This window comes from Candidatus Micrarchaeota archaeon (genome assembly GCA_021163225.1).
Classification (GTDB): Archaea; Micrarchaeota; Micrarchaeia; order Anstonellales; family JAGGXE01; genus JAGGXE01.
This window is the reverse complement of sequence record JAGGXE010000015.1, coordinates 23,863-37,964: the sequence shown is the minus strand read 5'-3', so window position 1 is coordinate 37,964 and position 14,102 is coordinate 23,863. Positions and strand designations below refer to the sequence as shown.

22 protein-coding genes are annotated in these 14,102 nt (G+C 46.5%); 13 read left to right on the top strand and 9 right to left on the bottom strand.

Going from position 1 to position 14,102, the window contains the following annotated elements; all coding sequences use genetic code 11:
• The 3 genes from J7K41_01290 to J7K41_01280 form a co-directional block, all read right to left on the bottom strand.
• Positions 1-271: hypothetical protein (locus tag J7K41_01290; protein ID MCD6549327.1), on the bottom strand; the 271-nt coding region annotated here is incomplete at its 3' end.
• A 7-nt stretch (positions 272-278) separates the two neighbouring features.
• Positions 279-530 (bottom strand): hypothetical protein, encoded by a 252-nt coding sequence (locus J7K41_01285; GenBank protein MCD6549326.1) that lies wholly within the window; start codon positions 528-530, stop codon positions 279-281.
• On the bottom strand, positions 527-850 hold the full coding sequence (locus tag J7K41_01280; GenBank protein ID MCD6549325.1) for a hypothetical protein: 324 nt from the start codon (positions 848-850) through the stop codon (positions 527-529). The genes J7K41_01285 and J7K41_01280 overlap by 4 nt, the downstream gene beginning before the upstream one ends.
• 232 nt (positions 851-1,082) lie before the next feature.
• Here J7K41_01280 and J7K41_01275 point away from each other — a divergent pair, with 232 nt between their 5' ends.
• Positions 1,083-1,877 carry a DUF814 domain-containing protein gene (locus J7K41_01275; GenBank protein MCD6549324.1) on the top strand — a complete coding sequence of 265 codons (795 nt, stop codon included), beginning with the start codon at positions 1,083-1,085 and terminating at the stop codon, positions 1,875-1,877.
• Positions 1,874-2,401 (top strand): MBL fold metallo-hydrolase, encoded by a 528-nt coding sequence (locus tag J7K41_01270; protein ID MCD6549323.1) that lies wholly within the window; start codon positions 1,874-1,876, stop codon positions 2,399-2,401. Before J7K41_01275 ends, J7K41_01270 begins: the two co-directional genes overlap by 4 nt.
• Here the strand turns inward: J7K41_01270 and endA are convergent.
• The gene (endA, locus tag J7K41_01265; protein ID MCD6549322.1) at positions 2,398-3,567 is read right to left on the bottom strand and encodes a tRNA-intron lyase; all 1,170 of its coding nucleotides are present in this window, start codon (positions 3,565-3,567) and stop codon (positions 2,398-2,400) included. The genes J7K41_01270 and endA overlap by 4 nt on opposite strands.
• 81 nt (positions 3,568-3,648) lie before the next feature.
• Complete coding sequence (locus J7K41_01260; protein ID MCD6549321.1) at positions 3,649-3,996, bottom strand: hypothetical protein; 348 nt, start codon at positions 3,994-3,996, stop codon at positions 3,649-3,651.
• Between the two features lie 182 nt (positions 3,997-4,178).
• On the opposite strand from J7K41_01260, the gene J7K41_01255 reads away from it, so the two are divergent.
• From J7K41_01255 to ftsY, 8 genes are read left to right on the top strand one after another with little or no spacing between them, the layout of a single operon-like run.
• The gene (locus J7K41_01255; GenBank protein MCD6549320.1) at positions 4,179-4,604 is read left to right on the top strand and encodes a 30S ribosomal protein S19e; all 426 of its coding nucleotides are present in this window, start codon (positions 4,179-4,181) and stop codon (positions 4,602-4,604) included.
• Between the two features lie 17 nt (positions 4,605-4,621).
• Complete coding sequence (locus J7K41_01250; GenBank protein MCD6549319.1) at positions 4,622-4,930, top strand: hypothetical protein; 309 nt, start codon at positions 4,622-4,624, stop codon at positions 4,928-4,930.
• An 18-nt stretch (positions 4,931-4,948) separates the two neighbouring features.
• On the top strand, positions 4,949-5,125 hold the full coding sequence (locus J7K41_01245) for a 50S ribosomal protein L39e (GenBank protein MCD6549318.1): 177 nt from the start codon (positions 4,949-4,951) through the stop codon (positions 5,123-5,125).
• Between the two features lie 13 nt (positions 5,126-5,138).
• Positions 5,139-5,579, top strand: a complete 441-nt coding sequence (locus J7K41_01240; protein MCD6549317.1) for a 50S ribosomal protein L31e — start codon at positions 5,139-5,141, stop codon at positions 5,577-5,579.
• A 28-nt stretch (positions 5,580-5,607) separates the two neighbouring features.
• Positions 5,608-6,273 carry a translation initiation factor IF-6 gene (locus tag J7K41_01235; GenBank protein ID MCD6549316.1) on the top strand — a complete coding sequence of 222 codons (666 nt, stop codon included), beginning with the start codon at positions 5,608-5,610 and terminating at the stop codon, positions 6,271-6,273.
• Between the two features lie 4 nt (positions 6,274-6,277).
• Entirely contained in the window at positions 6,278-6,463 is a 186-nt protein-coding gene (locus J7K41_01230; protein MCD6549315.1) for a 50S ribosomal protein L18a, read from the top strand.
• A gap of 1 nt (position 6,464) precedes the next feature.
• Positions 6,465-6,821 carry a hypothetical protein gene (locus J7K41_01225; protein MCD6549314.1) on the top strand — a complete coding sequence of 119 codons (357 nt, stop codon included), beginning with the start codon at positions 6,465-6,467 and terminating at the stop codon, positions 6,819-6,821.
• Between the two features lie 5 nt (positions 6,822-6,826).
• Complete coding sequence (gene ftsY, locus J7K41_01220; protein MCD6549313.1) at positions 6,827-8,017, top strand: signal recognition particle-docking protein FtsY; 1,191 nt, start codon at positions 6,827-6,829, stop codon at positions 8,015-8,017.
• A gap of 41 nt (positions 8,018-8,058) precedes the next feature.
• On the opposite strand, the gene J7K41_01215 is transcribed toward ftsY, so the two are convergent.
• The 3 genes from J7K41_01215 to J7K41_01205 are packed head-to-tail and all read right to left on the bottom strand — an operon-like array spanning position 8,059 to position 10,040.
• On the bottom strand, positions 8,059-8,247 hold the full coding sequence (locus tag J7K41_01215; GenBank protein MCD6549312.1) for a ferredoxin: 189 nt from the start codon (positions 8,245-8,247) through the stop codon (positions 8,059-8,061).
• Positions 8,248-8,291: 44 nt separating this feature from the next.
• The gene (locus J7K41_01210; protein MCD6549311.1) at positions 8,292-9,053 is read right to left on the bottom strand and encodes a geranylgeranylglyceryl/heptaprenylglyceryl phosphate synthase; all 762 of its coding nucleotides are present in this window, start codon (positions 9,051-9,053) and stop codon (positions 8,292-8,294) included.
• 9 nt (positions 9,054-9,062) lie between these two features.
• The gene (locus J7K41_01205) at positions 9,063-10,040 is read right to left on the bottom strand and encodes an NAD-dependent epimerase/dehydratase family protein (protein MCD6549310.1); all 978 of its coding nucleotides are present in this window, start codon (positions 10,038-10,040) and stop codon (positions 9,063-9,065) included.
• Positions 10,041-10,179: 139 nt separating this feature from the next.
• Here J7K41_01205 and J7K41_01200 point away from each other — a divergent pair, with 139 nt between their 5' ends.
• The 3 genes from J7K41_01200 (at position 10,180) to thiI (ending at position 13,454) form a co-directional block, all read left to right on the top strand.
• Positions 10,180-10,476 (top strand): PRC-barrel domain-containing protein, encoded by a 297-nt coding sequence (locus J7K41_01200; protein MCD6549309.1) that lies wholly within the window; start codon positions 10,180-10,182, stop codon positions 10,474-10,476.
• Positions 10,477-10,617: 141 nt separating this feature from the next.
• On the top strand, positions 10,618-12,270 hold the full coding sequence (locus tag J7K41_01195) for a TCP-1/cpn60 chaperonin family protein (GenBank protein MCD6549308.1): 1,653 nt from the start codon (positions 10,618-10,620) through the stop codon (positions 12,268-12,270).
• A 41-nt stretch (positions 12,271-12,311) separates the two neighbouring features.
• Complete coding sequence (thiI, locus tag J7K41_01190; protein MCD6549307.1) at positions 12,312-13,454, top strand: tRNA 4-thiouridine(8) synthase ThiI; 1,143 nt, start codon at positions 12,312-12,314, stop codon at positions 13,452-13,454.
• Here the strand turns inward: thiI and J7K41_01185 are convergent.
• Complete coding sequence (locus J7K41_01185; protein ID MCD6549306.1) at positions 13,451-14,080, bottom strand: hypothetical protein; 630 nt, start codon at positions 14,078-14,080, stop codon at positions 13,451-13,453. The genes thiI and J7K41_01185 overlap by 4 nt on opposite strands.
• Positions 14,081-14,102: the final 22 nt, after the last annotated feature.

The following is a 14,102-nucleotide window of genomic DNA, read 5'->3' as shown; positions in this document are numbered from 1 at the left end:
GCGAGAATAACGTCGTCAGATATGACACAGAGCCTGTTGCGCCTTCGACCGGCGGAAGGAGTGATAACGCGACCGTATCAGTAGACGTTATCAGACTCATGAACAATCCGACCAACGCTGCGCTCAGTATCCCCTGGATGAGTTCTTCTTTACCCCTGTTCAGGAGTTTTTTGCTTCCCAACGCTATACCTAACCCTATTATTATGCCTGACAACGTTATGGTTAACCCTGCAACCGCTCCGGCAATAGTGAAATCTCCTGGGTTTACCATCCTGGCATCACTCCGCAGTAGCGGCTTTCATGGCGATGTTTCTTATCACTTCTGCAGACCCGACTATCGCGGCCATTATGATTCCCCCTATGATAAGGCCGACTGCCATCGATTGCCATTTACCTCTCGTTTCCGCAGGCATGCCTTGGGAAATTCCGTACACTATCCCGCCAAGTATGATGAGTATCAACGATAACGCAGCACCGATGTTCGCCAGAGAGTTCTTTATGTCGAGTATTAACGTTTCTATATACGTCATGCTCTAACACCTCCTAACGTTGAACCCAACCATCCTCCGAACGCACCTATCATCGTGTACCCTACGACCGTGAACATGACCAGCAACCCGCCCGTGGTGCCCAGGGAATCGGCATATCCCAATGTGATGAATATGAATGACAGAAGCATGGCGATCCCGCCGACCGTTACACTCTCGTGGATTTTGAACCCGGCGAGTTTTGTCAGTATCACAATCGATATAAAACCTAGGATCGCACCGAGAAGCACGGTGTCTGAAAGAGAAGTTATCAGAAGACTGAGCGCAATCCCTGAAACGACAGCCGATTCGACCCTGTTCATAGTTTCCCTTAACCCAGATTAAGTTTTTAATGTTTTCTTCTTACTTTCGTCGGTCCCCACCCCAATCTCATCTTTCTTCATTCTCATTTCTATACAGGAGCAGGTCTCCGAACATTCAACCTTTACCAGAGAATTAAAAATGATTTCTACAGAGCCCCGAACCAAAAGGTTTAATAACCCGAACTCCTCTTCTCGTAAATACTTGACGTTGAAGATGATGCGGTGCTTTGATATGAAGATAGTGCTCGATTTAAGACGTACGTTGAAAGAGATTGCCGCCTTGTACTACGAGAAAGCTAAAACGGCGCGCGCTAAACGCGCGCGCCTTGAAAAGGAGATCGAAAAAACGAAAGAGTTGATCGCAAAAGAGCAACAAAAACCGGTGACAAGGAAGAAGAGGGTTCGTGTTAAAAGGGAGAAGAGATGGTATGAACGGTTCAGGTTTTTCTTCACTACAAACGGTTATCTGGTTCTCGGGGGTCGCGATGCCAAACAGAACGATATCCTTTATTCCAGATACCTCGAACCGAACGACCTTTTCTATCATGCGGACGTTCACGGTGCTTCAGTAGTGGTGTTAAAGAACGGTCTGTCTGCTCCGGAGTTGGACCGAACCGAGGCGGCACAGTTCGCAGCCGTCTATTCATCGGGTTGGAAGATGGGATACTCATCTGTGGATGTGTACTCAGTACGGAAGGATCAGGTTTCCAAATACGAACAGGGAGCATACGTTGGTAAAGGAGGTTTCATGATACACGGAGAAAGGGTTTGGTACAGGTCGATGCCTTTGGTTCTCACAGTATACTTGGACGAAACTACCGGTTCGGTGCGTGTTTTTCCGGGACGGAAAAAAGGAGTGCTGGGTGTAGTTGTGACACCCGGTGATATGAAGAAAGGTGATGCCGCGCGTGCGATAGTCAACCATTTGAATAAACATATCGATGAACATCAGATCGATGAGTCGGACGTTCTCTCAGTTTTACCGAGTGGCGGTTTCTCGGTCCTTGAATATACGGTGAAACAATGATCAAACGGTTATGCGACAACCTTTACATGGTGTTTACGGACCCTGCAAGTTCATTAGTGTACATCCTTATCGATGACGATGGGAGGAGATGTTTCATCGATGCAGGACTCGGAAGGATAGAGGAACCGCCCGACCTGTGCATACTCACGCATAACCATCTTGACCATACGAAGGGTGCGTCTAATTGGAAAAACGTATACATGCATGAACTCGATATAACCTCTGTCAACAGTTATTCATATGTCCCCGAGAACACTAAACCTTTGAAAAGCATCGCACCGAACGACGTGTTTTCGTTCGGCGATTTTACGTTCACTGTCTTACACGTTCCCGGTCACACACCAGGAAGTATTGCACTGTACGATGAAGATAAGAGGATCCTTTTCTCCGGAGACACATGGTTCGGTAACGGATGGTACGGGAGAACCGATTTGGGCGGTAACGAAGATGACCTTTTGAGGAGTGTGGAACTTCTGAAATCTTTGGATGTGAAACTGTTGTGTCCCGGGCATTTGGTACTCTAAGGGAGCACCCATTCTATCTCGTAATATTCATGATTGCTGTTCGGAATCTCGATCCGTTTCACCAGATAATATGTGATAGCGGTTTCTCTGTCGCAGATCGACAGGAGGAGTTGGAGACCTTCCCTTTTACAGACCTCTATCGCATTTGACAACATCCTGCCTGTGATATGGTCTTCTTCATTGAGTGCCAACATCAGATACTTCGGTTTATCCTCACCCGGTATTTCGATCCCGCCCTTTTTTCTATGGTACAGCAGATAGTCCAGCGTAACGTCTTCCCTCTTCAGTTTTCCCGGAATAGCCTGGATGAACGTTTTACGTACTGAGTGTGCTACCCTTACCGCACGAGCCCATTCGGGGATGCTCAATCTTTTGTTTGTTGGGAACACATGAACCACATGTTTTGAATGTATCCATTCTTTACCCTTTCTACCTGGGGAAGCACCGGGAAAATACAGTCTGAAATGCGTCCCGAACTTGAAACCCGTCTTTAGAACGTATCCGTGTTCCCGCCAATCTTCATAGACGTTGTACATCATTTCAAAGAACCTGTTTTTCTTGGTGGCTATCTCTATTATTTCTTCGGCGGAATATCCCGTGTCCAATACTCCTTTCTTCGTCAGGAATACTGTTTCGAATATGTCGTACTTGGTTGTACTACCCCTCTTTTCAGCTTTGTATGTACCGTACTGACCGAACCAGTACTTGTAATAAAGTTCTTTGGTATCTTCATCGTTCTCGCACACTGTGTACATCCCGTCTCGACTGAACAATCCTTTGATTTCGTATCCGGACAGGTCGATCCTACCTTCGGGATACTTCTTTACAGGGTTTCTGTTGTAAGGGCCTTTGCATTCGTTGACAGGTCTTGCAATGAGTCCTCTGTCCCTCCAACCTTTGTATGCAAGATATCTCGTGATGAACCGTTTTCTCCTGGAGAATAGAGGGAGAAGGTCGGTTATCTTGTACAGGTTGCCCTTTTTGTCTATACATCTTCCGTTCCTTGCATCCAGTATGAACAATGCTTCCTCAGGTTGCAGAAGTATTTTGCCTTTCACCAACCGTCCGTAAGCGGTTCTAAGGAGCGAACTGACCGATTCGGGTTGTTCTACTGTAAACCTCTTTCTTTCAGGGTCAAAGATGATCTCCAGAGGCATATCTACCACATTTCAACCTGTGCCGGCAGGGATCTTGGCAGTAATACCGGAACTTAACTCCAGAGGCATATCTACCACATTTCAACCTACCTACATGTATCTTGTAAATTGTTCTCTGTTTTTATCTACCATGCTCAGTATTTTGTCCACCAGTTCCTTTTCACTGGGTTCGCCTATGAAACTGACCTGTCCGTTGATGAGTACGATCGGTGTATCGACGGTTTCCAATTCTTCCATCAGTTCCTCAAGTTCTTCTCCCATGAGATATATAGTGGTGACTTTTATCCTGTCGGATAGGCGTGAAAGGTTCTGCACGAACCGCGGTGATTCATTGAGGTCATGCTCTGAATATATGATCTCTATATTAACGTGTGTGCCGACCCTCTCCAGAGTATTTATCAACCTTTTAAAATGGCTGTTCTTTACATCGTTATCCATCTTTCATCCACCTTTCTAAGTTTGGCGTATACTATTTAATAATGGTTGTGAAGTTGATAAGAAAGGTTTTTAAACAGGCATCCTCATTTAAATATAAGGATTCCAGCCAGGACTGGACCGTTGTCCCGGTTTTACAAAGGTCAACCAGGTTCGTTCAGATATGTTGAGAAAGAGGTGGTAAAATGGTTACTGTTTATGATGTCCCTCCAAACGACCTGATACAGAAAACTGCCGAGAAACTCAAGGCAATGGGTATCCCGAAACCTGAGTTTTTGTTGTACGTTAAATCAGGTGCTCACGCCGAGAGAAGACCTCAACAGAAGGATTTTTGGTATCTGAGGTTGGCTTCGATGCTGAGACAGGCATACATTAAAGGAAGGGTGGGTGTTAACAGTCTCAGGACCCATTACGGCGGTAGAAAGAATAGGGGAAGGAAAAAAGAACATCATTATAAAGCAGGCGGTGCGATAATAAGGCGCGGTTTACAGATGCTTGAGAAGTACGAACTTATAAAAAAGGAAAAGGTAGGTAGGGTACTAACTCCGAAGGGAAGGTCCCTGCTCGATAATACCGCTTATGAAGTGTTCAACGAGAAGAAAGCGAAATAATGAAACCGGTGGAAAAGATGACCGAAGACCAGGATATCGAGGAGATCCGTAGAAAACGGTTGGAGGAGGCGTATGCCAAACTTCAGGAGCAGGCTGCATTGGAAGCAAAGATGGATGCTATTGCCAGAAAATATCTGGAACCGAACGCCTATGAAAGGTTGATGAACGTTAAACTCTCCAACAGGGAGAGGTATTACCAAGTGGTCAACCTCATATCAATGTATGGGCCGAAGATGAACCGGAAACTGACCGATGCGGAACTGTTGAACCTGCTGAAAAACCTTACTCAGAGGAGGGAACCGAGGATAATAATCAAACGGAAATGAAGAGAGATGGTGGTTTGTATGGGTAGTATAAAATCCGAAAAAGAAAAGATGTTCGTTGTGAAAGCAAAACGTCAGAACAGGCGTGTACCGGTGTTCGTAGTCGCGAAAACGAACCGGAAGGTTATGACGAACAGCAGACAGAGAAATTGGAGAAGAAGAAAGATAAAGATGCAGACAAAACTTAAGAAAAATTAGAAGGTGATGTGTTATGGATGAACGTGTTTATACTATTCCTTTGGGAAAGGTTTACGATTATCCCAGAAGTGTAAGGAGTAAGAAGGCGGTCAGTTTTATCAAACGGTTCGTATCCCGTCATATGAAAACCGATATCGACCATGTCAGGTTGAGCAACAATGTTAATGCAGAGGTCTGGCGCCACGGTATACAGAAACCGCCAAGAAAGGTGAAGGTCAAGGTAGTGCGTCATGAAGGAAGGGTCTATGTCTACACGCTGGATGAAGAGGTTACTGTGATCAAGGAGGAAAAACAGACAAAGAAAGAGAAGGAGAAGAAAAGTACGAAAGAGGGCGAGGAGAAATCTGAGAAGAAACAGGGTGAAAAGAAGGCGGTGTCAAAGAAAGAGTCGTCAGAAGGGTCTAAAGAAAAACAAAAAAAGAGGTCGTCGGAAGAAGCGAAGGACAGAAAATAAGGATGTTTCATAGCGGGGAGAGCAAGGAATGGGAGTAGCAAAGACCACCTTCTACGGTAACGAATTTGTTGGCATATTTGCAAAGGCTAATGATAAATTCGTAGTGGTGCCTAAGGATATGCCCGAAAAGTTTAAGAGGTCCATAGAAGCGTTGAACGTTGAAGTGGTTGCAGGTTCTGTAGACGGTTCACGTCTTATAGGCGTGTACGTGGCAATGAACGACAACGGGATAATCCTTCCCCATATTGCAACCGATGGTGAGGTCAACCTCTTCAAAAAAACCGGGTTGAACGTCTACCGAAGTAAAAGCGTCTTGACTTCTATGGGTCTGTGTATGGCTGTGAACGATAAAGGAGGTATTGTTAACGAGGAGTTTGAAAGGGAAGAACTGAAGAGGTTCGAGGACGTGCTCGGAATAGAACTCGTGCCTTACAGGATAATGGATTATAAGACCGTAGGGACGATGTGTGCGGTTACGAACAAAGGGTTTGTTATCCATAACGACGTTCCACCAGAAGTTTTAAAAGAGGTGGAGGAAATATTACATGTCAAAGGTATCAACGGTACCGTGAACATGGGTTCACCTTTTGTAGGTATAGGTGTGATTGCCAATTCGTTCGGTATTGTGACAGGGATGTTTACTTCCGGTATCGAAGTGCAACGGTTGATGGAAGGGTTGGATATTGAGGGGTGATCGGATGTTCTACGAAGTTAAAGGTGTGATGCGTTTGGGTTCTGAAAAAAGACCGTTCGTCAAGGTTGTCGATGCAAAAAGTGAGAAACACGCAAAAGAGTTGGTGTATTCGCTGTTGGGTGCACAACACGGGATACGCAGAACCGAAGTTAAGATAGAACAGGTTGTAAAAAAGGAAGAGGTGTCATGAGATGAAGGATGATCAGAGGAAGATGTATGAAATGTACGGGTTGCAGATCCAGCACGAGATCGAACAAAGGGAGGCGTTCCTTCAGGACCTTATTGTAACGATCGAGGCGGTGCGAACGATGAAGGAACAGAATATACTTTTTCCTGTCGGCAGGCTCGTCTACGGACATGCCAAGGTTACTGACCCGGACACGTTCATAGTTCCTGTCGGCGGCGGATACATGGTAAAGAAGCGCAAAGATGAACTCGTTGAACATCTCAACAGGATCGTGGACTTAGAAGTTAAACATGTTCAGGTGCTGAGTCAGAACCTGAACGCCGTAGTTGATAAGTTGAGGAGTATGAATTCTGATGAGTGAAGACGATGTTCGGGTTCCTTAAAAAGAAGGTTAAAGAGTTTGTTTCCAGCCTGAAGAAACATGCCGATTCAGAGGATACTGTCACGACCGAACCCGCAGAACAGATAGAGGAGACCGTCGGTCCTTCGGATACCGGTCTGGGTGCGGAGGTCGAGACCGAGTTAACCGGTAAGGATGTTGCGGAAACGCCTGAACCATCGGTCTCTCCCGAGAAGGCGGGGGAAGAACCGCAGATTACAGAACCTATAGGGAGGAGTGAACCGTTGGGGAAGAAAAGGGGCGGGAAAGAACGGAAGAAACCGCAGGTCCGTCTCTCTTTGATTACAAAGGTTAAAACGATAGCCTCACGTGAGATCCGTCTCTCCGAAAAGGATATCGAGGACGTTTTGGACGAACTCGAGTTGTCCCTGCTGGAAGGTGACGTGGCTTACGAGGTGGCGGAAGAACTCGTCGCCGAGATCAAGGAGAGGTTGTTGAATAAACCGATACGTAAGGACCGTATCGAAGAGGAGGTCAGAGAAGCCATACGTGAATCTCTGCTCGCCGTATTAGGCGAACAACCTGGATTCTCCTTACCATCTTTTGTTAAAGAACTGGGGAAACGTCCAGTAGTCATCATGTTCGTCGGACCCAATGGTGTAGGTAAGACTACCACTATTGCTAAGGTTGCCTATCTTCTCAAGAATAACGGGTTGACCGTGGTGATGGCTGCGTCTGATACCTTCCGTGCGGCAGCCATAGAACAGCTGAAGGTTCACGGTGAAAAACTTGGTATACCTGTGATCGCTAAGAGTTACGGTGCCGACCCCGCTTCCGTTGCCTACGATGCGGTTAACTATGCTAAATCTAAGGGTATAGATGTGGTGCTTGTGGACACTGCCGGTAGACAGGATACAAACAAGAACCTTGTTCAACAGTTGCGTAAAATAAAACGTGTGTCACAGGCGGATTATGTCATATTCGTCGGTGAGAGTCTGGTCGGTAACGCGATAATCGAACAGATAAAAGGGTTTGATGAAGCGGTTCCTATCGACGGTGTTATCCTTACAAAACTGGATTGCGATGTTAAGGGAGGGACCGCGTTATCGGTACGTCGGGCAACTGGTAAACCCATAATCTATGTGGGTATCGGTCAAAACTATGACGCTCTGGAACCTTTCTCACCTCAACGTATCGTTGACAACATCATCTCCTGAGCGAAAAAAAGAATAAAACGAGAAAAAGAAAAGACATTCTTTCATTCTTCTATATGAATGGCGGCTACCGGACATGCGTTAGCAGCCTTCTTTGCGCATTCCGCGGAACTTGAATGGTCCCCGTCTTTTACATGGGACTTGTTGTCCGGGCCGAGTTCGAAGATATCTGGACACAATGCTGCACATACTCCGCATCCTATACATAGGTTCTTATCAACAGTTACCTTCATCTGAGCCACCCATCCTACACATCTTCATAAACATTTATAAATGATTATATCCGTGATTTGCCGGTCTTGTGAACCGTTTTTATCATATCGCTGATTCGTTGTCTGCTCGATTCAGATTCGAACATCGTACCAACCTGGATGATGTCCGCCCCGGATTTAACAATGTTTTCAGCGTCTTCCGGAGTTCTGATCCCTCCGGCAACGATATAGGGTACGCTTATAGCCCTGGAGACCATTCCGACCATTTCCAGAGGGATATGCCCATTAACGGGGTTGGACCCAGCATCCGTCAGTACGTATTGGTTACCCATCAGTTCAGCCGCTGTTGCAAGCGCGGCCGCGATCTTAGGTTTATTCCTCGGGACGAGATTGGCGTCGCCTACCCATCCGACCGACCCTCCCGGTTCGACGACGATGTAACCTACCGGTAACGTCTCTATCTTCATCATCTTTATTACCGGTGCGGCCAACGTCTGAACCTGGGATATCCAATAGGGATTTCTGCTGTTCAACAAGGTCATGAAATAGACGGCATCTGCATTCGGGGTTAGCGTGGCAAGATTCCCGGGGAACAGTATCAACGGAATGTCTATCTCCTCTTTTATTCTCTGCGAAACGTGTTCCAGCAGCATCCCTTGGACTCCTATACTCCCTCCTATCAGAACTGCGTCAGCACCGTTTTCATAGGCGGTCTTTCCTGCGTTGACGGCGTCGTCCGGCGATGCGTAATCTATCGGGTCGATCACCGCAAAGAACAACGCCCCCTTATTTTCCAGTTCATTAACTATATACTCTTTAACTTTCATTCTATCACCTCACAGTGCACGGTCCTGTTTGTCCAACAGTTTTACAACCTCGCGTATCCCTACATTGTAATCGATTTTCGGTCTGTAACCGAACACCCTCTTCATCCTGGTTATATCGTACACCCTGTCGGATGAGAGTTTATCTATATAGTTCCTCATCCTTTCATAATCATACCCTTTAAACAGAGAGCCGATCCTGAGCATTAACCTTGCCTTCCATAAGGGGATATGTTTTTTCGGCGGTTCCACACCCAACGTGTTTGCAACGATACGGTACAACTGTTCCTGAGTCAGCGGAGTCTCAACCGAAAGGTTGTACACTCCACTGACGTCTTTCTTTCCGACCGTCCTGATGACTTTCACAATCGCTGTTGCAACATCCTTTGAATGCACGATCGGAATGCGGTTGTTCCCCCTGCCTATTATCGGCATCTTTCCCTGTTTTATCCTTCCGACCACATACTCGTAACCTTCTTTGAATTCAGGACCGTAGATCATCGATGGTCGTAGTATCACCGTGTTCAGTTCGTCAGAAACGTCTGTCAGCAACCGTTCTGCATACATCTTAGTCATCCCGTAATAATCGGTGGGTTGACATTTAGCGGTTTCTTTTATAGGTTTAGTCATTCTTCTTCCGAATACGTGTTTACCGTAGACAGCGGTGGAACTTATGTATATGAAATTCTTCACGTTGTTCGATAGGCATGCATCTCGAAGATACCTAGTGCCGTTTACGTTCACGTGATACATCAGAGAACGAGGCGCGGAATAGTCGACCACCGATGCCATGTGAAGGACTGTTTCCACACCTTCGCATGCTTTGATAAGGGCGTCTTCATCGGTTATATCAGCAACCCTAACATCGACGTTTCTGTCGAACATTACCGATTCGGTGGCATCACGTACGATGACCCTCAGTTTCCTCCTTTTCAACATCGGATACAGCGCTCTGCCGAGTCTCCCAGTCATTCCTGTTACCAACAGCATGTGAAAATATTTCAACCAGACATTTAAAAAAGTTAGTAAACAGCCGGGCAGACGTGATTCGTCCACAAACACTATAAGAACGGGATCAAACGAAAGGTATTTAAATATAATTACGTTAGAACTATTTGAGGTGATAATGATGGCCAAACCGGTTAAGCTCGTAATCGCAAAGCAACTCGCTGGCAAGAAGGTCGTATCTAACGAAGGTGAAGAGTTGGGCAAACTCGTTGATGTTTATATTCAAGAAACTACTGGTAAACTTGAAAACCTGCTGCTCGAACCCAACCCTGACAGTGTAACCGTCAGACAGTTACAGAAAGAGGAGGGGTTGGTTCTCGTTCCATACAGCGCGGTAATGTCCATCGGTGATTACATCATCGTTGATAGAAAGGTATTGGCTCAACCGTCTTCTTCGTTTTTAGAAGGGTATGAGTGAGGGTTTAACCCTCTTCAATTTATTGAATTCACTCCTCCACATGATTTTTAAATTTTACCCGGTCAATTATTATATCTAGTAAATCTTATACTATTTAGTCGTTATCTTGTGTCATGATCGAATTTGTTGGGAGGTGGTAACATGGCAAGGTTGGAAGGTCAACAGGTTCTTGTATTACCTGAGGGAGCAACCCGGATCATCGGGCGGGATGCGCAACGGACGAACATCATGATAGGGTACGCTGTTGCAAACGCCATACGTACCAGTCTCGGGCCTAAAGGTATGGATAAGATGCTAGTCAGCGAACTCGGTGACATAGTGATTACGAACGACGGTGCAACCATACTGGAGGAGATGAACGTAGAACATCCTGCGGCAAAGATTATGGTTGAGATCGCTAAAACTCAGGATGAGGAGGTGGGTGACGGGACGACCACGTCGGTGTTGGTAGCAGGGTACCTGCTCAAGAATGCGGGGGAACTCCTCGATCAGAACATCCATCCCAGTACTATAACGAAAGGGTACAGGATGGCTGCAACAAAATGTGATCAGTTGTTAGATGAGCTTGCCAACCCGGTGAGTTTGGATGATGTGGAAACGCTGAAGAAGATCGCGGCGATCTCCATGAGTTCTAAAGGGTTGGGACTCGGCGATTCCAAGGAGTACATCGCTTCACTGATCGTCGACGCTGTTAGAATGATTGCCGAGAAAAGGGACGGTAAATACGTCATCGATACCGACCTGATAAAGATCGAGAAGAAACCCGGCGAAAGCGTTAAACAAACAATGCTGATCAAGGGTGTGGTCATAGATAAAGAGGTGGTCCATTCGGGTATGCCTAAGAGTGTAAAGAATGCAAAGATAGCGCTGTTAGATTGTCCTTTGGAGATTGAGAAGACTGAGATGGATGCACGGATAAACATCACATCACCTGAGCAGATGGATGCCTTCTTACAACAGGAGGAGAAGATGATAAAAGAGATGGTCGATAAGATCAAGAAGAGCGGTGCGAATGTGGTGTTCTGTCAGAAAGGAATCGATGACCTTGCCCAGCATTTCCTGGCTAAGGAAGGTATCATGGCGGTGCGCAGGGTTAAGAAGTCCGATATGGAGAAACTCTCGCGTGCGACGCACGGACGTATCGTTTCAACACTCGACGGTCTGAGCCCAGAGGACCTCGGCGAAGCAGGGCTTGTGGAGGAGAGAAAGGTAGCGGGCGAAGAGATGATATTCATAGAGGAATGTAAGGATGCGAAGGCGGTCACGATATTTGCCCGTGCCGGAACAGAGCATGTAGTGAACGAGGTTGAACGGGCGCTTGTCGATGCCATCGGTGCCGTTGCAAGCGCTATCGAAGACGGTTCGTACGTGTACGGCGGTGGTGCTACCGAAGTGGAACTTGCACAGAAACTGAGAGATTATGCGGTAGAAGTCGGCGGTAGGGAACAGTTGGCCATCCAGGCCTTTGCCGATGCATTAGAAATCGTACCCAGAACGCTTGCCGAAAGTACCGGTATGGATGCGATCGACGCGTTGGTAAACCTGCGCAGCAAACACAAGGAGAAGGATGGTAAAACCTTCGGTATCGATGTGTTCGGCGGTAAGGTCGGTGACATGAAGGAGATAGGCGTAATCGAGCCGACACGTGTCAAGAAACAGGCGATAGCCAGTGCTACTGAAGCGGCTAACATGATACTCAGGATCGACGATATCATCAGCGCAAAAGGGACACGTAAAGAAGGCGGCAACGAATACGGCGAGGGCGGTATGTCCGGTGCAGGCGGTATGATGTAATTTCTTTTTTTATTTTTTTCGAATCCTTTTCGGGGAACTCCATGGAATCCTGTGTCATAAGGTTTAACGAGATCTGGTTGAAGGGGAAGAACAGGGATCTGTTCATCCGTCGGCTCATCGATAATATTAAGATGAAACTCGATAGGTCAGGCATATCAGAGTACAGGTTGGTTCGGCGGTGGGACCATCTTTTTCTCGTTTCGGATGCTTCAAGGGAGGACGTTACGCGCGTTCTCAGCAAAACCTTCGGTATATCGAATTTCATGTTCGTCAAGGAAACAACCCACAAGCTCGACGACATAAAAAAAGCGGTGCTTGACGTGGCTTCGCGCGCACCTTTGGGAACGACCTTTCGTATCGTGACAAAACGGTCTTTTAAAAATGTGCCTTACACATCACCAGAACTGAACGCAACCCTTGGTCGATACCTTGCTGAGAACGGTCATCAGATAGATATGGAAACTCCAGATGTTACGATTTTTGTAACGGTTACGAAACATGGCACTTACGTTTATACCGAGAAGTCCCATGGTTTGGGCGGGTTACCGGTGGGCGTGTCCGGAAGAACGTTGTGTCTGATGTCCGGAGGTATAGATTCGCCTGTGGCGGCATGGATGATGATGAAACGCGGTTGCGAAGTAACCCTTCTTCATTTTTACAGGACACCCATTATCGAAGACAAGATAATCAATATAACGCGTAAGTTGTCAGAGTATCATCCGACAAAACTCATCGGTGTAAATTTCTTACCGGTTCAGAAAAGGATAGTCGAACTCACCAAGAGCAGGGAAAAGGAGAAGTATCGTATGGTCGTGTACAGGAGGCTTATGTTTATCATCGCTAAGAAGGTTGCCGATGAGTTGGGAATACGTTCCATTACCACAGGTGAAAGTCTGGGGCAGGTGGCATCGCAGACGATGGAGAACATGTACGCGATCACGCACGGTTTGGACATACTTGTGTTCCGTCCTTTATTGGCCTACGATAAAGAGGAGATAATCGGTTATGCTAAATCCATCGGTACGTATGACCTGTCTCTGCAGCCTTATTTTGAATGTTGCACGTATATGGTGCCCAAACATCCCGTCCTCAGAGCGAAACCTGAGACGGTGGACAGGTTGGTGGCTGAGGTCGGCGAGTTCGATAGGGATCTAGAGGTCTCCGAAATAGAGATAGATGTTTAAAGTCCGTTTTTGCCGTTTCCTCTCACTTCGTCCGTCGTTTCCGTCGCCGTTTCTTCACACACGTCTTTCTGTCCCAAACCCTCTTTTTCCAACCCGCTTTTCAATTTCTCTTCGTCCAAGTAGTCGAACAGACCGGCAGGGGTATTCAGGTATCCGATCACCTCTTCAAAGGTGTTTTTCACATTCTTCTTTATCATCTTTCTTATGTATCTAGGCAGTATTAACGTTTCGTATCTTTCATCAAGACGCACGTATATATTAAACAGTTGAACGGTCACACCGCCGGCAGCCATTTTCAGCAGGCTCCCCGGAACCACAAAACCGCTCAGGAAAGAGACAGCCATCCCTAGGACTGATAACCTTTTCTTTGTTCTTCCCACTCTGTCAAAACGGAGTAATGAGTCTGGAGGGAGTTCTGGATTAAACTCGTTAAGCATTCTGTCTATCTCATCCTTTTTCTTTTCCAACAGTCTTCTGATCAAGGTTTTTCTGTTGGGGTTACCTGCCATCTGCAGAAGTTCTATAAACGCTTCACGCCGTTTCGATGGTGCTTCTTCTCCGGATGCTGTGAGATATGTTTTAACGAGCCGTTTCACCTTTCTCCGTTTTTCTATCTTCTTGAACATCTCATCACCATTTTTATTTATA